14 protein-coding genes and 1 riboswitch are annotated in these 19,863 nt (G+C 43.7%); of the genes, 1 reads left to right on the top strand and 13 read right to left on the bottom strand.

The window, feature by feature from the left end:
- Positions 1 to 304: 304 nt before the first annotated feature.
- From C232_RS0102135 to C232_RS0102100, 8 genes are all read right to left on the bottom strand, one after another.
- Positions 305 to 1,513 (bottom strand): PDZ domain-containing protein, encoded by a 1,209-nt coding sequence (locus C232_RS0102135; protein ID WP_235801503.1) that lies wholly within the window; start codon positions 1,511 to 1,513, stop codon positions 305 to 307.
- Between the two features lie 465 nt (positions 1,514 to 1,978).
- Positions 1,979 to 3,361 (bottom strand): M20/M25/M40 family metallo-hydrolase, encoded by a 1,383-nt coding sequence (locus tag C232_RS0102130; protein ID WP_018660778.1) that lies wholly within the window; start codon positions 3,359 to 3,361, stop codon positions 1,979 to 1,981.
- Positions 3,362 to 3,480: 119 nt separating this feature from the next.
- Positions 3,481 to 5,124, bottom strand: a complete 1,644-nt coding sequence (locus tag C232_RS0102125; RefSeq protein WP_018660776.1) for an ABC transporter substrate-binding protein — start codon at positions 5,122 to 5,124, stop codon at positions 3,481 to 3,483.
- 24 nt (positions 5,125 to 5,148) lie between these two features.
- Entirely contained in the window at positions 5,149 to 6,081 is a 933-nt protein-coding gene (gene opp4C / locus C232_RS0102120; protein WP_018660774.1) for an oligopeptide ABC transporter permease, read from the bottom strand.
- An 18-nt stretch (positions 6,082 to 6,099) separates the two neighbouring features.
- Positions 6,100 to 7,050 carry an ABC transporter permease gene (locus C232_RS0102115; RefSeq protein WP_018660772.1) on the bottom strand — a complete coding sequence of 317 codons (951 nt, stop codon included), beginning with the start codon at positions 7,048 to 7,050 and terminating at the stop codon, positions 6,100 to 6,102.
- 24 nt (positions 7,051 to 7,074) lie between these two features.
- The gene (locus tag C232_RS0102110) at positions 7,075 to 8,064 is read right to left on the bottom strand and encodes an ABC transporter ATP-binding protein (RefSeq protein WP_018660770.1); all 990 of its coding nucleotides are present in this window, start codon (positions 8,062 to 8,064) and stop codon (positions 7,075 to 7,077) included.
- Positions 8,061 to 9,083, bottom strand: a complete 1,023-nt coding sequence (locus C232_RS0102105) for an ABC transporter ATP-binding protein (RefSeq protein ID WP_018660766.1) — start codon at positions 9,081 to 9,083, stop codon at positions 8,061 to 8,063. The genes C232_RS0102110 and C232_RS0102105 overlap by 4 nt, the downstream gene beginning before the upstream one ends.
- Before the next feature lie 22 nt (positions 9,084 to 9,105).
- Positions 9,106 to 10,350: a M20 family metallopeptidase gene (locus tag C232_RS0102100; protein WP_018660764.1), complete on the bottom strand. Its 1,245-nt coding sequence runs from the start codon at positions 10,348 to 10,350 to the stop codon at positions 9,106 to 9,108.
- Positions 10,351 to 10,669: 319 nt separating this feature from the next.
- On the opposite strand from C232_RS0102100, the gene C232_RS0102095 reads away from it, so the two are divergent.
- Positions 10,670 to 11,923, top strand: coding sequence for a M20/M25/M40 family metallo-hydrolase (locus C232_RS0102095; protein WP_018660762.1), 1,254 nt, complete (start codon positions 10,670 to 10,672; stop codon positions 11,921 to 11,923).
- A gap of 138 nt (positions 11,924 to 12,061) precedes the next feature.
- Here the strand turns inward: C232_RS0102095 and C232_RS0102090 are convergent, their stop codons facing one another.
- The 5 genes from C232_RS0102090 to C232_RS0102065 form a co-directional block, all read right to left on the bottom strand.
- Entirely contained in the window at positions 12,062 to 13,498 is a 1,437-nt protein-coding gene (locus C232_RS0102090; protein WP_018660760.1) for a S41 family peptidase, read from the bottom strand.
- A gap of 159 nt (positions 13,499 to 13,657) precedes the next feature.
- Positions 13,658 to 14,629, bottom strand: a complete 972-nt coding sequence (locus tag C232_RS0102085) for a homoserine dehydrogenase (protein WP_018660758.1) — start codon at positions 14,627 to 14,629, stop codon at positions 13,658 to 13,660.
- Positions 14,630 to 14,917: 288 nt separating this feature from the next.
- Positions 14,918 to 16,216 (bottom strand): O-acetylhomoserine aminocarboxypropyltransferase/cysteine synthase family protein, encoded by a 1,299-nt coding sequence (locus C232_RS0102075; RefSeq protein WP_018660756.1) that lies wholly within the window; start codon positions 16,214 to 16,216, stop codon positions 14,918 to 14,920.
- 143 nt (positions 16,217 to 16,359) lie between these two features.
- A riboswitch (SAM riboswitch) is annotated at positions 16,360 to 16,468 on the bottom strand.
- Positions 16,469 to 16,561: 93 nt separating this feature from the next.
- Positions 16,562 to 18,007, bottom strand: coding sequence for a cardiolipin synthase (gene cls, locus C232_RS0102070; protein ID WP_018660754.1), 1,446 nt, complete (start codon positions 18,005 to 18,007; stop codon positions 16,562 to 16,564).
- Between the two features lie 308 nt (positions 18,008 to 18,315).
- Entirely contained in the window at positions 18,316 to 19,656 is a 1,341-nt protein-coding gene (locus C232_RS0102065; RefSeq protein WP_018660752.1) for a murein hydrolase activator EnvC family protein, read from the bottom strand.
- Positions 19,657 to 19,863 lie beyond the last annotated feature (207 nt).

Raw genomic sequence — 19,863 nt, 5'->3', positions numbered from 1 at the left:
GAACATTTCCTCAATGTTTTGTAAGCGATTAAATGGTGGGCTTTTCTGCAAAAGGGAAGGAAAATTATCTTTTTAGCAAATACGTATCATACGCCAAATCAAAGAATGACCGTTTGTTTGACGAGTCCCAAGGCATCACATTGTATAAATAATATATGGGAAATCGTATCGCTGTAATAATATCTGAATTTTTTGAATACCTTTTATACAAAAAATTGCCAGGAGGCTGATGATTATGACCGGCCTCCCAGCAATTTTAGTAAAAAAGAGATCTTTTCTCTAAAAAGATCCCCGTTTGTATAAATTATAGCGCCTGATCCGGCTGCCATTCCGTTTTATCTTCCACCGTTAAGATGCCGAGTTCATAATGATCACCTTCATAGAGCGCACCCTGGGCAAATCTGATTTCCCCGTTCACATCAATCACTTCCAGTTTGCAGTAGGCAGGGCTTCTTTGCAGGGCTTTATAAAATTCATCCATGTTATGTACTGCTTGTCCGTTACATTTGTGGATGATTTCTCCGGTATTGAGCCCCATCTTATCCGCCTTGGAGCCGGGAATGACACTGAGAATCATGATGCCGTCATTTTGCCGGGTGAAATAATAAGGTGCCGCATTTTCGCTGATGCGGTGGCGGATTGAGATCCATCCTCTCGCCAGAATAGCAAAAACGGCTGCCGCCAAAGACAGATAAGAAATCCATAATCCGCCAGCTCCGATCAGGGTTGTAAGCATCCCGGCCCAGATCACCTGGCCGCCAAGCCGCTTAACCGCCTCCGCAGGTAATGTACTTTGAATTTGATGCTGGAAACCGAGCAGAAACGGGATCAAAATGAGCGAAAAAGTATGGCCGCCCCAATCAACTGCCGGCCACCATGAAACAGACGCCGAAATCGGGCCAGCCGGCAAAAAACACATAAAAGGCACCAGCCACAGCCGTTTTGCCGGAAATGCGCCCACCGTTAACCCGCGCCGGCTTTTCCGCAGCTTTGGCGAGTTCTTTTGAGAGCCGCTTTTGTGCATGAACCAGCCTTCAGCAATCATAAATAGCCCGGTGAGAACCGAAAAACCGGCCAGCATATGAAAAGTCGTACTTTGCATATATCCTTCGACCCAGTCCGGAAGCTTAACAGGCAGCAATTTAACAGCAAAAAATACGATCACTGTGATGCCCATTGTAAATGCCGGGGACAAAAAGCGAAACTGCCCGGCAATAGAAAAAAGAATGGTGAGCGCAGCAACAGTGCCAAGCAGCGGCAATGAGACAGCATATCCGCCGGCAATCGAAATCGCGGACAGAATCAGCCCGGCCAAAAGCCCAATCGGGAATAAAAACCGAAGTTCCAAAAAACTGTTGTAAATCCTGGTGTGGAAATCATGCCTTTCCCGTTTCACTCGTGCGGCGCCCACCGCAATCGCGAGAATGACAGAATAATAAAGTACCGGGTGCATCAAAAACCTGCCTATCGCCTTAAATGCTTCATTAAGCCAAACCTGTTCCAAATCAAACACCATCCCCTGCACGTACATCGTAGTAGTTTTATTTTAGCAGATATTGTTTGTAAAATCAGCATGGGATGAAATACAATTGTTTTCAATCTGCGTAATATGTATCTTTTGATAAGGCCACAGATTTCCCATTAAAAAACCGCCATCAGCAGTTTATCTGGTGGCGGTCTGTTTTTCTCAACATTTAGCTTGCTCAGTCAGTATCCGCGATAGCATAATTCACACCTGGACTTATTTGGTACAAAATCTTAATTCAGCCCTTTCTCAAACCTTTCCGCTTATTATACTGTACTCTTCTCACTAATTATTTTTGGTATTTCTTATGCTATACCAAATACACCTCACCTGCTCTATAAAATGAACTTAATTAATAAATCTACTCAGTTGCCTGCTGTAAAAAGTAGTAATCACGTAAATTGATGCTTAGTCTTGATGTAAAACATAAGCTCATTTTAATTTCTTTATAATTTAAATTTCAGGAAGTGCCTGCAATAAACAAACCATATGAACAGTACCATCAATGTAATCTTTGATCCGAATTGATTCATTTGGCGCATGCGCTTTTGATTGTGCCCAACCTACACCTGTGCTGACAATCGGGAGGGATAGATATCGATTAAAGATGTACATTGGCCCTGTCCCCTCCGAATTCGGATATAGTACAGCTTTTGTCCTGTAGGCTTCTTCCGCGGTTGTTTTTACAAGCTGGACAAACGGATGGTTTATATTGGAACGGTAAGCTCTTTGGGCATCGATCAAATCGACCTTAATATCCGAAAAACCATGACGCTCAAGATGGCGCTTAATACAGCGGTGCAAATATTCCCCTGTCTGGCCGGGCACCATTCTGCAGTCTACTTTTACTTTTGCTTCTTTTGGCAAAACTGTTTTTGAGCCCTCGCCGATATAACCGCTGACCATTCCGCAAATGGTCATTGTCGGATGAAACATTAGCGCTTCCCTGGGGTCTTCTCCCCTCGCTTCTGTAATCAATGGGCGTGTTAATCCAAACAGATCACGAAACGCTTCCTTGTCAAATGGCAGTTCTTTAACTAACTTTCTCGTTTTTTCATCCGGCTCCTTAATTTCGTCAAAAAAGCCGTCAACCAATATATCATTTTGCTGATTTTTCATAGAAGCGAGCGCCTGTACCAACCGCCAAGCAGGATTGTCAATGCATGCAGCAAGCGATGAGTGGATATCAATGGCTGCGCTTTTTGTTGATAATTCAAAATAAGCGGATCCCTTTATCCCCGCATAGAGCTGTACCCTCTCTTTATCATCTAAACTTCCAAATTCCCAAATGCAGGCATCTGCCTGAAACAATTCTTTGTATTTCCGGAGATAAGGTTCAAGATGCCGGCTGCCGCTTTCTTCTTCTCCTTCTATTAAAAATTTCACCGTACACGGCAGCCCGCCGTTTTCTTGCAGGTATTTTATGGCTACCAGGCGCTGGAGGAGGGAACCCTTATTGTCTGCCGTTCCTCTCGCATATAAGATGCCGTCCTTAAGTACTGGTTCAAACGGTTCCGATTCCCATTCATCAAGCGGATCCGGCGGCTGAACATCGTAATGATTATAGAAAAGCAATGTCTTTTGTGAACCGGTGTCACCACTGCTGGCCGCGGCAAAACACGCATAGACAACAGGATTACCGCCGAGATCATCTAAAATTTTTACTTTCCCCCCCAAATCTAGCAGCATACGTTCCACATATTTAACTGTTTCCGTTATTTTCATATGCTGGGCAGAAATCGAGGGCAGTCGTAAATAATCATAAAGTATTGGCAATGATTCATTTGCTAAATCCTCTATCTGTTTTTTATCCGTTTTATCTATGTACGATTGCATATTACTCCTCCTGAATTGATCATGGTTTACGGCAAACGAAATGTAATAAAATAGTGTCTAAACAGCCGTTTATTACGGCTGTTTAGGCAAATTCACTGAAACTTTCATCTTGGGCTTGTTTACTTGCTGCCTTTGAATGCCCATTTTTCGAAATTCGCAACAGTTCCAGGCCAGTATTCCGATGCGCCTCCGTATGCAATATTTTTATTTACCACGTTAATTTCATTATCAGAGTAAAGTGTCAAAACGGGCATATCATCCTGCCAGATTTTTTGCAGTTTATTGTAGATTTCTTTCCGTTTGCCACTGTCAGGCTCTGCCTTACCTTGCTCAAGTAACTTTGTAGCTTCCGGATTATTGTATTTCATAAAGTTATACGTACCGGTCGGGCTGTATAATGCCGACACATCCGGATCAAGATTAAATGTAAATCCGATCAGCAGCAAATCAAAGTCACCTGCTTTTCCTTTTTGCATAATTGTCGGGAAATCATATGTTGTTTCTTTTACTTTCACGCCGATTGCTTTTAAGTTTTGAACAATGATATCCGCAGATTGTTCACGAACCTTATTTCCAATTGGTACAACCAGGTTCAGTTCTTTACTGAAATCCCAACCCGCATCTTTCAGCATTTGTTTTGCTTTCGCCGGGTCATATTTAATGACATCAAGGCTCTTGTCAAGGTAAGGGTTCAAAGAGGAGTACGGACCATCAATGATTTCGCCGTTGCCTTTTAAGAGTTTGTTGACAATCTGCTGGCGGTTGATCGCATATGCAAGTGCTTGGCGAATTTTAGGATCCTGTAGTTTTTTTGTATTGTATTGCATCGTTTGGAACCCAATTTGCGGATGGATTTCTGTCTTGACGTTTTCAAGCTTTTTGACTGTTTTAACATCTTGGAACGGTATGTTTCCGATACCGCCTGAAACGTTCATCTGGATGCTTCCGGATTCCAGTTCACCAGCCAGATTGGACGCCTGCATGATTTTTACGAACATTTTTTGCGTTTTCGGTTTGCCAAGATAGTAGTCATTATTCGCTTTGTATTCAATATAAGTATTCTTGCTGTATTTCACTAACTTGTAAGGGCCGTTTGTAACATCCGGCTTTTGCATATATTTGCTTTGTGCCAGATCTTCCGGCTTAACATCTTCCAGGACATGCTTTGGAAGGGTAATGATCTTCGTCCCAATCATTTCTTTAATATAGTTTGGATCGACCGGATTTTTCGTCTTGAATGTTACAGTATGGTCATCAACCTTTTTCAAATTCGGGATTGACGTTGCATTGCCGGCCAACTTGCCGTTTGCATCCACACCTGTAAGCGTTGATATATTTGAACCAACAGCCGTTTCCGTTTTTGGATTTGCAATTAAATTAAATGTAAAGACAACATCATCGGCTGTGACAGGCTTTCCATCTGTCCATTTTGCATCCGGATTCAGATTAATTGTATATATCTGATTGTCTGACGTATCAATGGAACTGGCCAGTTTTGCCTGGAATTTTAATGGTTCTACCATGTCCAGAAACGAATCAAACATAAAACGTTCAGCATACTGTGCAGCAATGTCACCAGAATTGATCGGGTTAAATCCGGCAGGCGGATTCACCATGCCCATGTAAATGGTGTCCTTCGCACTGCTGCTTGTGCTTGAATTAGACCCGCACGCAGCCAAAAGCACCAATAGAAGGGCAGTAAATGAACTAAACAACATTCTGATCATGCTTTTTCTTTTCGATTTTCCCCCTGTTTGTTTCATAGAACCTTTTTCACATCCTTATTTTTATTTTGCTTGTTGCGATTCGACTGCATCACGCAAGCCGTCACCAATGAAATTAATTGCTAAAACTGCAAATAAAATCATGAGACCCGGTGGTATCCACAACCAAGGTTGCGAAGATAGAACCGTTATTGACTGGGCTTGCGTCAACATATTTCCCCAACTTGCTGCCGGAGGCCTTACTCCCATACCAAGGAAACTTAAAGAAGCTTCCAAAATAATGGCAGAGGCAACACCGAATGTAGCATTTACAAAAATAGGCGCTAAAGCGTTAGGCAAAATATGTTGAAACAGTATTTTCGGGGTAGAGTAACCTAAAGCAACACCTGCCTTGACATAATCCATTTCCTTTATGGAAAGCACACTGCCTCTGACTAAACGGGCAATGGCCGGCCAACCTAATAAACCAATTACAGTTGTGATATTAAATAAGCTTGGGCCAATGATGCTGACAAGCACCAAAATGACCATAAAATAAGGGAAAGACATAAATACGTCTGTTAACCTCATGATTATCATATCAACCCATTTGCCAAAGTAACCGGCGACAAGCCCGAGAATAACGCCCACTGCTACATAAATGGCTACCGCACCGATACCAACAACAATCGATACGCGCGCGCCGTAAATCAACCGGCTCAAGACATCTCTTCCAACTTGATCAGTGCCCAAAATATGCTTGGAAGATGGAGTAGCCTCAAATTCGCTAAAAATTTTATTCGGATTGTAAGGCGAAAGCAGTGGCGCCGACAATGCCATAATAATAAACAGCAGAAATACGATTAGCCCGGCCACGGCAAGCTTATGCTTTAAAAACCGCCGCATGATCATATGTATATAGGTTTCTTCACGGCCAAGCTCTTCTAAAATTGCATGCTCATCTTTTATTTCAACTGCTGCGATGACATTTTTATTTGGATTTAAGTTCATCGACATTATTTTTCAACTCCTCCCTTATTCATATCTGATACGCGGATCAGCTACAGCATAAAGTATATCTGTCAATAAATTAGAGAGTAAGACCGCAACAGCTGCCAGTAAATTAATTGCCATTAGTGTTGAATAATCCCGTGATGTAATAGACTGAATGGTTAACAGTCCCAGACCAGGCCACTGGAAAACCTGTTCCGTTACAATTGCCCCGCCGATGATCATTGGAATATCAACACCAATAATTGTAATAATCGGAATCAGTGCATTTCTCAGTGCATGCTTGTTTGTAATTTTAAATCGGCTCAATCCCTTTGCTCTTGCAGTTCTCAAAAAATCTTTTCCAGACACATCCAGCATGCTGGACCGTACGTACCGGACCATATTCCCTGCGATGCCTGTCGCTAAAACTGACACCGGCAGTATAAGGTGCATAACCGAATCAGCCAGTCCGCCGTTTCCTCCTAAAGTATTCATACTGCCCGTTGGAAACCATCCAAGTTGGGTGGCAAAAATATAAATTACACCTAACCCTAAGAAGAAGTGGGGAATTGAAATCCCGAAAAACGAGAATCCGGTAACAAGATAATCAATCCATGAATTTTGTCTTCTCGCGCAAATTATTCCCAATGGGATGGCGATAAGATAACCTACAATAAGGGAGATTCCCATTAACAAAACAGTCGGCCCGATATGGCTGGCAAGAATTTCTGTAACTGGTTGACGGGTAGAATAAGAGAATCCCAGATTCCCCTGGAACAGCTGCCCTAACCAGTTTATATATTGCACCCAGATCGGCCTGTCGAGACCTAGTGCATGTTTAGTCATTTCGAGCTGCTCTTCTGTCGCTGACGGGTTAACATACATATCAACCGGATTGCCGGGAGCGAGATTAATAATAAAAAAATTCAGGATTGTAACACCAAACAAGATTGGTATGGCAATGAAAATCCGCCGGAGTATATACTGAAACATTATTTTGTATCTCCCTTCAATCTTTTATGAAATTGGAAAATGGCAGGCAACCAGGTGTTCCTTGCCTAATAGTTTCGGAACCTGCTGCCGGCATATTTCCTGGGCAAATGGGCACCTTGTATGAAACACGCATCCCTTTGGAGGATTGGCAGGACTCGGCACATCACCTTCTACTACAATTTGTTCCCGATCGCGAAGATGCGGATTAGGAACTGGATAAGCATTTAATAGAATTTCTGTATAAGGATGTTTGGGGTGAGCGAAAATTTCCGTAGTCTTGGCCATTTCCATCACTTTGCCTAAATACATCACCGTAATCCGATCGCTAATATATTTAACGGCACCAAGCCCGTGGGCGATAAAAACATAGGTTAAATTAAATTCTTTTTGAAGGTCTTTCAGCAGATTCAAAACTTGTGCTTGAATAGAAACGTCCAGTGCGGAAACAGGTTCATCACAGACAATCAACTTCGGGTTCAACATCAGGGCCCTGGCAATTCCGATTCTTTGCCTCTGCCCTCCCGAAAATTCATGGGGATACCGGTTTTTATAATGTTTGGACAGGCCGACAATTTCTAATATATGATTCACTTTCTCTGCCGTTTCCGATTTATCCGCCAATTTATGTGCAAGCAGCGGTTCAGCCAGGAGATCCCCAATTCTCTTTCTTGGGTTAAGCGAAGAATATGGATCTTGAAAAATAATTTGCAAGTCCGTCCGCATTTTCCGCATTTCCTTTGTAGAGATATTGGCCAAATCTTTTCCTTGGAAGAAGATTTTACCATCTGTTGGATTCTCCAGCCTTACAAGGGATCTTCCTGTTGTTGATTTTCCACATCCGGATTCACCTACAAGCCCCAATGTTTCACCAGGATAAATGTTAAAACTTACATCATCCACAGCTTTAACATGGCCGACAGTTCTCGATATTACACCCTTCTTAATAGGGTAATATTTTTTTAGGTTTCTTACCTGCATGAGAGGTTGTTCTTGTTTTGCAGCTGTATTGTTCAAGTTCTCACTTCCTTTTTAATCGTTGTCCCGCCCGCCCTGTGATTTTTTTGATCATATAAGAAACATCTGATACTGTGAGATTGTCTATCCTTAATTGGTTTCAGTTTAGGCTGCTCTTCTAAGCATCTGTCCATTGCAAAAGGGCATCTGTCGTAAAACCTGCACCCTTTTGGCATATTATGCAAGCTTGGCACTGATCCCGGAATAGAATCCAATCTCATATCATCCGGGTTTGTAATATGCGGAATTGATTTCATTAGTCCCAAAGTATAAGGATGCTTTGGATTGTCGAATAACGTAAAAACATCCGTCTCTTCAACAACTTGTCCGGCATACATGACAGCAACCTTATCAGCCATCTCCGCCACGACTCCCAAATCATGTGTAATGAGAATGATGGATGTTTTTGATTCCTTCCTTAATTGCTTCATTAATTTCAGGATCTGTGCTTGAATCGTCACATCCAAAGCAGTTGTCGGTTCATCAGCAATTAATAATTTAGGTTTACAGCTAAGTGCCATTGCAATCATGACACGCTGCCGCATGCCTCCAGATAAACGATGTGGGTAATCATCAATTATTTCCTCGGCTCTTGGTATCCCAACTTTTTTAAGCATCTCAATTGAATAATCTTTTGCCTGCTTTTTCGAATATCCCATATGCAGACGGATGCTTTCAGAAAGTTGATCACCAATGGTTAATACCGGATTGAGTGAAGTCATCGGTTCTTGAAAAATCATTGAGATGGTGTTCCCGCGTATCTTTCTCATTTCGTTTTCTGATAAGTCCAGCAAATTTCTGCCATTAAACTCAATAGTACCCTCCGTCACTTTTCCATTTTTCTCAAGAAGCTGCATGATGGAAAGCGATGTCACCGATTTGCCGCATCCCGACTCGCCAACAAGACAGATCGTTTCGCCTTCTTTTAAATCAAAACTTACATCGTCAACAGAAGTGACAGATCCTTTTTCCGTTTTAAACTCTGTTTTAATCTGATTAACGCTTAAGAGTTTTTCCAAACCTGTTTTCCTCCTCGTAAGTTTAGCCGTTGGATTCTTCGGTTAACCGTTTATCTCCGGAAGAACAAAGATATTGATGAACCATCGATAAAAAAGCTTTTCCGGCGATTAACATCACGCGTTCATCAAAATTGAATTTTGGATGATGGTGAGGATAATCTGCTTCCAAATCAGGATTTCCTGCGCCTGTAAACCAAAAAGTTCCAGGTACTTCTTTTAAATAGTAAGAAAAGTCTTCCCCACCCATTTGTGGCGCAATTTCAACGATCGTTTTATCTTCAAACGTCCGATCCATTGTTTTCTTAAACAGTGCCGTTTCTTTTTCATGGTTATAAACTGCCGGATAGCCAAAACGATATTCAACCGTCGCCTCCGCGTGGAAAGCGGAACAAACTTTTTCTACAATGTTCGTTAACTCCGTTTTTACTTTTTGTCTGACTGTTTCGTCAAAAGTACGGACAGTACCTTCCAGAAAAGCGGTGTCTGCGATGACATTATGGGCAACCCCCGCCTGGAACTTGCCGATTGTTACAACGGCAGCTTTTTGCGGATCAACTTCTCTGCTGACAATTAGTTGGAGCTGGTTCACAACTTGAGAAGCAACAGCAACGGCATCTATAGAATATTGCGGAGCCGACCCATGCCCGCCTTTTCCTTGGATCTTTATATTAATGTAGTCTGAGGCGGCCATAAAATAACCTTTATGGTATCCGATTGTCCCTATCGGCAAAGCGCTCCAAAGATGCGTTCCCAATACAACGTCTACACCCTCCAGACATCCGTCTTTTATCATAGCCTGTGCGCCGCCCGGAGGATTTTCTTCTGCCGGCTGGTGAATCAGAACAACATTTCCCGCCAATTCTTTGCGGTGATGATACAAAACTTTTGCAACACCCAATAATGTAGCAGTATGCCCGTCATGTCCGCATGCGTGCATCACGCCGGGCACTTTCGATTTATACGGTACATCTGTTTCTTCATCTATCGGCAACGCATCAAAATCAGCTCTTAAAGCAACTGTTTTTCCCGGCTTTCCCCCGTGAATTACTGCAACAATTCCGAACCCGCCTACATTTGTCCGAATATCAGTGATGCCGAAACTTTTTAACTTGTCTTCTATGAAAGCCGATGTTTTAGACTCTTCATATGACAATTCGGGATACTGGTGCAGATATCTCCTCCATTCCACCATTGAATCATATATACTTTCTAATTCATTCATCCAAGGTATTTCTACTGCCGCTTTTTCTATAGCATTCACTGTCATTATTCCTCCTTATTGAGTTAAGTGATTTAAGTAGCAAATGTTAAAAACTTACCTGATAATCCGTAAAATCATTACATTTTGGCTTCCTCTTTCACTTAATCCTGTAATCTGCTATCCATTTTTTGTAATCAACAAATCCCGAAGAGATACCTATCTCGTAATGTTACATTACCTAACACAATACGTATCATATATTAACAATAATAATTTTCTCGAAATTTGTCAATAGAATTCTGAAAATCTGCATTTAAAAAAATTATTTAAGTGTTATTCTTATTTATATAATTTACATTATTGAATATTAAAGGAGAGAATATGAGTGAAAACTACAAATGACAACAATATAAGCCAAGGTACAATCTGCCAGTTAATTGAACATCTTGTCGGCCTCCCTTCTACAAAAAAAGCGATGGATTTTTTAATGTCGGATAATGACAGGACAACTGCTAAGCAAATTGAACTGACCGCTATACCTGCTCCATCATTTCAGGAGAAAAATAGAGCAGCATGGATGGCGGATCGTTTTCGGAATTTAGGCCTGCAGGATGTCCAAATTGATCACGAGGGAAATGTACTTGGTATTTTCCCGGGCATCATAACGGATTCTAAAATGGTTATATCCGCACACCTGGATACTGTTTTTCCGGAAGGCACAAATACAAAAGCAGTAATAAAAAACGGAATTATTTACGCTCCGGGGATTGCAGATGACGGACGGGGCTTGGCCGTTCTTTTGACAATCATCCGTGCAATGAATGAAGCCGGCATCAAACCGCTGCATTCCGTGCTCTTTGCGGCGACTGTCGGCGAAGAGGGGCTGGGGGATTTGCGGGGAGTAAAACATCTATTTGAAAGCAGTGAAGATATAGGCGGTTTCATTTCAATTGAACCTGGAGATCCAACAAAAATTACGTGCACCGCTGTCGGCAGCCGCCGCTACAAAATCAGGTTTACAGGCCCGGGTGGACATAGTTTTTCTCAATTTGGAACACCAAGCGCCATTCATGCTTTGGGGCGCGCAATTGCCGCGATCAGCGAAATCAAAGTACCAGAAAAGCCGGCTACTACTTTCACGGTTGGTACGATCAGCGGCGGTACCTCGATCAACACAATCGCACAAGATGCGCAGATGTGCCTTGATATGCGGTCAGTTTCTGCTAGATCACTTCAGACACTCGAAAAAATAGCCATTGCATGCGTCAAACAAGCGGTAGATGATGAAAACCAGCGCTGGAATTGTGAAAAAAAAATACGAGTTGATTTTGAAAAAGTTGGAGACCGTCCTGCCGGCGCCCAGTCTTCCGATGACTTAATCGTCCGGACAGCCTCCGCTGTTGTCCAAGCTCTTGGATTCCGGCCTTCTCTGGATGCGGCCAGCACGGATTCAAATGTGCCGATCAATTTGAAAATTCCTGCTGTTACATTAGGCGGCGGTGGAGTAAGCGGGAATGAGCATACATTAGAGGAATTTTTTAATCCCGAAAACGGATATATTGGGGCACAAAGCGTTTTTATCACTTTGCTTGCTTTATCGGGTACTGATGAAACAGAATCTATTCTATTTAAAAAATAACAGCCTGGTCGAATGAGGTTCAAACTATGTAAAAACTATTAAGAAATCTGTAAAAAGCAGCCTGGAATGATTGTCGGCTGCTTTTTTAATACTATCCTTCTCATCTATTTATAAATATGCCGGTCCGGCTACTTGTTTTTATTTACTGATGTATTTCAATGCCACCTGCAGCTGCAGGTCATTTTTCTCCTCGTGCATGGCCGTAAAAAGGGTCTTTCTCATTTCCCTGGCGGTTTTTTTGTCTATTTTGCCTGTTGTGGGCAGCCCGTTTTCGTATTGGAAGGCTTTAACGGAGTTTTCAGTTTGAACGTCAAAGTAGCCATCTTCCCTTCCAGGTGCAAACCCGAGCCCCTTTAATATTTGCTGGGCCGTTTTCACTTGGTCATTGTTCATATCTTTTGTTAAAGTACGGCTCGGCTGCAGGGCGCGGGCACTGAAAAATTCCGGCTGCCTGACTTCAATTGTCGGGGAAATGCCCTTGTGATGGATCCAGTTGCCATCAGGTGTCAGCCATTTAAACATCGTCAACTTGATAATGCTTTCATCTTCCATGGGTACGGCTTCCTGCACGGTACCCTTACCGAAGGTCCGAACCCCGATCAATGGGTAGCCTTCCGCTTCATGTAAGGCGGCTGCCAAAATTTCAGAAGCAGATGCACTGCCATTGTCGACCAAAACAGCGACAGGATAAGCCTTTTTCTTCTTTAAATTGGATACATATTGGACTTTGTGGCCGCTGCGTTCTTCAATTTGAAAATAAGGTTTGTCCCTTGTCACAAATTGTTTGAGAATATCTTCCACACTGGAAAGCAGGCCGCCCGGATTTCCGCGTACATCGATCACCAAGCCTTCGATGCCTTTTTTCTCCAGTTTTTTTAAGGATCGGGCAAAATCTCCTGCGGTATTTTTTGAAAACTGTGTGATATTGATATAGCCGATTGGTTTGCCGTTTTCATGTTTCAGCACGGTATACACCGTGTCCATCGGTATTTCATCACGTTTAACGGTGACCGACATATGTTTGTGCGAACCTTCGCGCATGATTTCCAGTGTCAGCTTTGTGCCTTTCTTCCCTCTGATCAGCCTCGTTACTTCATACAAATCCAATCCGGCTGTGCTTTTGCCATTGATCTTGGTGATCACATCTTCCGGGCGCAGGCCCGCTTTTTCAGCCGGGGAATTCTTATACGGTGACACGACCATAATTTTGCCATTCTTCTTGGTAATTTCCGCGCCGATTCCTTGAAAAGAGGAGTCTAAAGAATCGCTGAATTGCGCAGCGGTTTCCCTGTCCATATAAACGGAGTACGGGTCTTTTAACGTACTGACCATTCCCTTTATAGCGCCTTCCACAAGCTGATCTTCATCTACTTTTTGGACATACGAACTTTTAATCAGATTATAGGCTTGCGCAATTTTGGTTAAATCCGGTGTGCCGGTATTGTTGCCGGGGGTTTGCTGTTGGGCGCTTTTGGGGTGATTTTCGTTTGCAAACAGCTGGGTTGCCGTATAGCTCCCCCCCGCTCCTGCCAGCATCGAACCTGTTATGGCAATCACGAGCCATTTTCGATCCATACGAAGGTGTCCTCCTTGTACAAAGAAGGGCCATAGCTTTCAAAGACCCATTCTATTCGTTAGTTCAATATATGTACAAGCAGGCCACGTTATGCCAGGGAAACAGAGGCCCAGCAAATTTGCGTAAGCGTTGGCAAATCACGGGGCAGCTGAAAAAGACTAGACCAATTGGGGGAGGCGGCCGTATCCGCTGGCGAAATCTTCAATCATGGCGCTTGCTGTCGGAAACTTTCCGGCGCCGGGGCCGGATAAAGTGATGCTGCCGATGAGGCTCGCGTAAATGGTCACTGCATTATTAACGCCTTCAATGGCATAGAGGGCATGATCCGCGGCGACTAAGACTGGTTTGACAGATGCTTTTAAAGTGTTGCCGTATCGGTACAGTTCGGCAATATGCTTATAACGCAGCCCTTTTCTACCGGCTTTCTCAATGTCTGCAGGTGTCAGCCTATCAATGCCTTTCACTTCCACCTGATCCCAGCGCGGCTGGCTGCCAAACACCAATTGGCTGAGAATCATCAGCTTGTAAAACGCGTCTTTCCCTTTGATATCATGGCCGGGGTCTGCTTCTGCATAACCGTGTTGCTGCGCCCGGGCCAATGCTTTTTCAAATGGCAGTTGTTTTTCGCGCATTTCCGTCAGAATAAAATTGGATGTGCCATTTAAAATCGCCTCTACCTTTTGAATATCGTTTACCTGTAATTGCTGTTCAATGGTGCGGATAACCGGGACCCCGCCCGCAGTTGTCGCTTCATATCCGATGCGGACGCCGTGTTCTTTCGCTTTTTTCAGCAAAATTTTCCCGTATTTGGCAAACATCACTTTATTTGCCGTTATCACATGACAGCCTTTTTCAACGGCGCGCAAACAATAAGAAAAGCCTGGTTCCTCGCCGACAATGGCTTCAAACACGACCTCGAGGCCCGGAATGGCAAGGATTTCTTCAAAATCGGTTGTTACGAGGACAGCAGGATCGATGTCCCTTTTTTTATTTGGGTTTTTAATCAGGACCGCCACAATTTCAACTTCATTGTTCAAACGTTTTGTTAGTTGTTCCCGGTGGCTGTTGATGGCCTCATAGACCCCCTGGCCGACTGTACCGAACCCGAGCAATGCTGCTTTAATCGTCATACAGGCTGCCTCCTGTCTGTTATTTTTTTGTTTCATAACGGGTAATCCATTAAATTTCGGAATTGGCCCGCTGTGGCTTATACTTTTTGACCGTGCCAAGAAATGATCATCTGTTTTTTTGTTTTTCAAAAGCCGGGGCTATCCGCGCTCCCGATCGCGAAGTATGTTTCCAGACAAATCCGGGTTAAAAGAACCGGCGCGTCCAAGTGGCCGCGCCGTTCATAAGCCGGTTCTGCATAAGATCTTTTTCAAGCTTTGAGAGCAGCAAATTCTTTACACCTACAGATTTTACCGGGTTGGAACTGCTGTTGCTTTTGCAATCGCCTGATCAAGGTCTGCTGTTAAGTCTTCCACTGCTTCCAAGCCAATTGACAAACGGATCAGATCCGGTTTCACGCCCGATTCAAGCAATTCTTCTTCGCTTAATTGCGAATGTGTTGTCGTTGCCGGGTGAATAATCAAGGATTTAGCATCGCCGACATTCGCGACATGCGACCATAAAGTAATATTGTCAATGACTTTTCTGCTTGCTTCGCGCCCGCCTTTTACACCGAAGTTCACAATCGAGCCATAGCCGTCTTTAAAATATTTTTGCGCGAGTTCATGGGATGGATGGTCCTCAAGGCCCGGATAGTTTACCCATGCGACATCCGGATGGTTTTGCAGGAATTTTGCCACCTTTAGCGCATTTTCATTATGCCTTTGGATGCGTAAATGCAGCGTTTCAAGCCCTTGCAGGAAGGCAAATGCGTTATCCGGGCTTAATGCCGGGCCAAAATCGCGCAAAAGCTGGACGCGGAGTTTTGTTGCAAACGCGGCTTGCGCTGTATCCACCCCGTAGGTTAAGCCGTGATAGCTTGGGTCAGGTGTGCTGAAGTCCGGGAATTTTTCCGTGTTCCAGTCGAAATGGCCGCCATCAACCGCCACGCCGCCGATTGCCGTGCCATGCCCGCCGATCCATTTCGTGGCGGAGTGGACAACCACATCTGCCCCCCATTTAATCGGGGTGGTCAAATAGGGGGAAGCAAACGTGCTGTCGACAATTAAAGGAATCCCATTTTCATGCGCAATATTGGCAACTTTCTCGACATCCAGCACCTGCAGGCTCGGGTTGCCGATGATTTCCCCGTATAATGCTTTTGTTTTCGGTGTGATCGCTTTGCGGAATGCTTCGGGATCAGAGCCATCCACGAATTTAACGTTGATGCCGTATTTTGGCAGTGTGGCGGCAAATAAGTTATAAGTTCCGCCATATAAATTGCTTGCTGAAACAATTTCATCTCCTGCGCCGGCAACGTTTAAAATCGAGAACGCAATGGCTGCTGCGCCGGATGAAAGGGCAACTGCAGCCGTGCCGCCTTCCAGCAATGCGACCCGTTTTTCAAATACATCGACAGTCGGGTTGCCAATCCGCGTATAAATAAAACCCTCTTGCGTTAAGTTAAATACGCCCTGTGCATAGTCTGTATCCTTGAAAACATAGGATGTTGTGCGATAAATCGGTACGGTGCGCGACCCTGTAGCCGGATCCGGTTCCTGTCCTCCATGCAATAATAATGTTTCCGGACGAAGTGATTCTTTTGTCATTTGTAATTCCTCCCATAAAAGTGTAATTTTGTTCCAAGCGGGATAAAAAGTCATTCCGGTAGCCGGGCTGCTTTTTATTCGTTGAGAAGAGGAAAGAAAAAACCCTCTTCATAAGGAAGAGGGTTACATTATGTAAGTTCCTCCCCTTATCTGCCAGACCAAAGATCTGTAGGATTTAGCACCTTTTCAAGTGTAAACTTGAAGGTTGCCGGGCTTCGCAGGGCCTAGTCCCTCCGCCGCTCTCGATAAGAGTAAAACGTATAAAATTCTTAAAGTTTTAATAACTTCTTGTCTTGTATTATAGAAGATGTATTCTGAATCGTCAACCCTTTTTGTAAAAAAATTTTAAAGAATGGGAGACAACAGCCGGGAAATGGACTCTTTAAAGCGGATCCACAGCGGACGGTTTTGGTAATCGTGCAGCGTCAATTCAGTTGATTCTTCCATGTCTTCCCGGAAAATCTTTCCAAGCCGGCTCGACAGTTTGCGATCATACAGAACAGCATTCACTTCAAAATTCAACCGGAAACTCCGCACATCAATATTTGCCGTCCCAACAGATGCGATTTTACCGTCAACAACAAGCATTTTGGCATGGATAAAGCCTTTTTGGTAAATATAGACCTTTACACCCGTTTTCAGCAGCTGGCCGATATGGGAAAGCGTTGCCCAGTACACAAACATATGGTCCGGTTTGTTCGGGATCATAATCTTGACATCAATGCCCGATAAGGCGGAAAGCTTCAGCGCATTGAGGAGGCTGTCATCCGGAATAAAATACGGCGTCTGCATATAAATATATTTTTTGGCGGAATTGATCATTTTAATATAACTGTTTTTAATTTGTTCCCATTCCGAATCCGGCCCGCTTGAAACGATCTGGATATCCGTCTCTCCCTGCGGCGTAATATCCGGAAAATAGCTTTCTTCATTTTTAATGTCATGGGGTGAGGCCTGGTTCCAATCAAGAATAAAGCGGGTCTGCATTCCGTAAACGGCACTGCCGGCAATTCTTAAATGGGTGTCGCGCCAATAGCCGAATTTCTGATTAAGCCCTAAATACTCGTCTCCAATATTGAAACCGCCGATATAACCGATTTTGCCGTCGATAATGGCAAGTTTGCGGTGATTTCTGAAGTTCACACGCAAATTGACCAGCGGAATACGGGCAGGAAAAAAAGATGCCACTTCCCCGCCGGCATGAATCAGCGGCCTGAAAAATTTCCGCCGCAAAAGCATCCGCGTCCCCATATCATCGTATAATAGCCGGACTTTAACACCTTGTTTGGCTTTTAAGGCCAGCAATTCCAACAATTCATTCCCGAGCTTGTCGTTACGGATAATGTAGTAAACAAGATGGATATTGTTCTTCGCATTTTTAATGTCCTCAAATAATGCTTTGAATTTGTCCTTCCCATCCGTAAAAATGTCAACGTGGTTATCCTGTGAAAGGATTGAACCGTCATTCATAAGCAGCATATAGACAATGTCTTTGTACTGGATGGTTCTTTCATCATGGAAAGGGAAACGATTGGCGCGCAGCAAATCAATCTGTTGCTGTGAGATTTCTTTAATTCCAATTTTTTCTTGAACTTTCCAGTCAAAAATCTTCCGGCGGCTCAGGTTCTGCCCGAAAACTAAATAAATAATAAACCCGATAACCGGCATAAAAAGCAGCACCAAAAGCCATGCCCAGGTTGCCCCCACGTCCCGCCTTTCCAGGAAGATGACGGTTCCGGCCAGAATAAAGTTTAAAATAAATAGAATAAATAATAATACCGTTACAATCATTATGTTCTCCTTTTTCCAAAACAAACACGGATACACCATCCGTTTTTTCTCTGCAGGCCCCGGGATCAGGGCCGGCCTCCGGTTTTCGCAGCACAATCTGGATGCTGAAAAACCCCCCATTCATTTATTGTATGACGCTGGAGGAAAAATGTGAAACTTCCATCCCGGGGGTTCTCACCGTGAAGCGCGAAATAACAATTGTATCATACCATATTCTTTCCGGTGCCACCTACCATTTCGTCTATGGGGCAGGACTCCTGTTTTCACAAAAAGAACCACATCATCGCGATGCGGTTCTTTTTGTCTATTTAAAAGTTTATAAAGCTTCTCGGGTTTTGGGCGCCGGAGTGTGGCGGCGGAGTCCATTGTCCGTTGTAAATTTCGAAATGGAGGTGCGGCCCTGTCGATTCGCCGGTGTTCCCCATTGCCCCAATCTGCTGGCCTTTTTTGACATTTTGGCCGGTGCTCACAGCATATGAGCTTAAATGAGCGTAAACTGTCGTATATAATTTTCCGTTTACGTAGTTGCTGATCATCACCACATTACCATAAGAGGATGAATGATATGCTCTGAATACAACGCCGTCAGCCGCTGCGACAACCGGTGTGCCGATGCTGTTGGCAATATCGATTCCCGGATGGAAACCGCCGGACCGTCCGCCAAATTCAGATGAAATATATCCGGCTGCCGGGCGCGTAAATGCGCCGGATGACACTTTCGGCAGTGACGCAGATGAATGGCTTGTACTGCTTGTACTGTTTGTGCTGCTTGAATGGCTTGTACTGCTTGAACCATTAGAACTGCTCGAAGTGCCTGATTCAGAAGAAGAACTTTGTGCCTTCGCTTTTGCCTTTTCCGCTGCCTGCTGCTGTTTTGCAAGCCGGATCGCTTTTTCAATGGAAGCTTTTTGGTCAGCCAGAATTGACTTTTGTTCACTAAGTGACATCTTTTCTTCTTCCAAGCTGTCTTTTTGATTTTCTAATTTCTTCACCAGAGCAGCTTTCGCGTTTTGGTCGCTTTTCAATTCAGACTTTAAGGATTGAAGATCAGACAGCATGGATTCCAAATCTGCCAGTTTCTTCTCTACCGAAGCTTGTTTTTCTTTAAGGTCCTGCTCATCTTTTTTCTGCTCATCGATAATTTTTTGGTCGGCTTCGACAAGTGTTTTGACTGCCGAGACGCGGCCGATTAAATCATCCAAGCTTTTCGCTTCAAAAATGACATCGAGATAATTGACAGAGCCGCCGCCATTTTTCTGCATGGCGCGGGCACGGTCTTGCAGCAGTTCATTCCTTTCTTTGATCCGCTTTTTCAATTCTTCAATGTTCTTCTTTAATCCGGTAATCTGGTCTTTCGTTTCACTCACTTGCTGCTGTTCATCGGAAATTTTCTCATTGGTGCTGTTGATTTTTGTGTTGATGTCATCCAGTTGATCCTGTAAAGATGCCTGTTTATCGCTGATAGACGAAATTTGGCCATCTTTTTCATGAATCTTGGATTGGAGATCGGAACTCTTGCTTTCTACATTACTTTTTTTCTGCTGCAATTCTTGCAAACTCGCAGCCGAAGCAGCAGACTGGTAGCCAAATAATCCCCCGAGGCTGAGCGTACATGCTACAGCCGCAGGAATGACGGATCTTATCTTCATGTCTTTCCCCCTCAAATTCTTTTATATATTTTTTATGTATAACGGAAAAGATAGAAACCTTTTCCATTTTCCTATGTTTATCTATGAACATAAGCGGGTAAAAAAGAAAAACAACCCAAAGCCCGCTTTATGTAAACAAAAGCGCGCCCGGCCGGGAAGGAAAAGAAATCTGCCAGCCGGTATTCACGCGGATTTTAAATCCTGCTT

Origin of the sequence: Heyndrickxia acidiproducens DSM 23148 (genome assembly GCF_000374345.1) — a bacterium.
Taxonomy (GTDB): domain Bacteria; phylum Bacillota; class Bacilli; order Bacillales; family Bacillaceae_C; genus Weizmannia; species Weizmannia acidiproducens.
Note: the sequence above shows the minus strand (reverse complement) of the source record. Positions and strands in the feature narration are given on the sequence as shown.

Coding starts and splice junctions, on each gene's coding strand:
- C232_RS0102130 (WP_018660778.1), bottom strand. CDS start 3,361: ATGCAATCGTACATAGATAAAACGGATAAAAAACAGATAGAGGATTTA.
- C232_RS0102125 (WP_018660776.1), bottom strand. CDS start 5,124: ATGAAACAAACAGGGGGAAAATCGAAAAGAAAAAGCATGATCAGAATG.
- opp4C (WP_018660774.1), bottom strand. CDS start 6,081: ATGTCGATGAACTTAAATCCAAATAAAAATGTCATCGCAGCAGTTGAA.
- C232_RS0102115 (WP_018660772.1), bottom strand. CDS start 7,050: ATGTTTCAGTATATACTCCGGCGGATTTTCATTGCCATACCAATCTTG.
- C232_RS0102100 (WP_018660764.1), bottom strand. CDS start 10,350: ATGACAGTGAATGCTATAGAAAAAGCGGCAGTAGAAATACCTTGGATG.
- C232_RS0102090 (WP_018660760.1), bottom strand. CDS start 13,498: ATGGATCGAAAATGGCTCGTGATTGCCATAACAGGTTCGATGCTGGCA.
- C232_RS0102085 (WP_018660758.1), bottom strand. CDS start 14,629: ATGACGATTAAAGCAGCATTGCTCGGGTTCGGTACAGTCGGCCAGGGG.
- C232_RS0102075 (WP_018660756.1), bottom strand. CDS start 16,216: ATGACAAAAGAATCACTTCGTCCGGAAACATTATTATTGCATGGAGGA.
- cls (WP_018660754.1), bottom strand. CDS start 18,007: ATGATTGTAACGGTATTATTATTTATTCTATTTATTTTAAACTTTATT.
- C232_RS0102065 (WP_018660752.1), bottom strand. CDS start 19,656: ATGAAGATAAGATCCGTCATTCCTGCGGCTGTAGCATGTACGCTCAGC.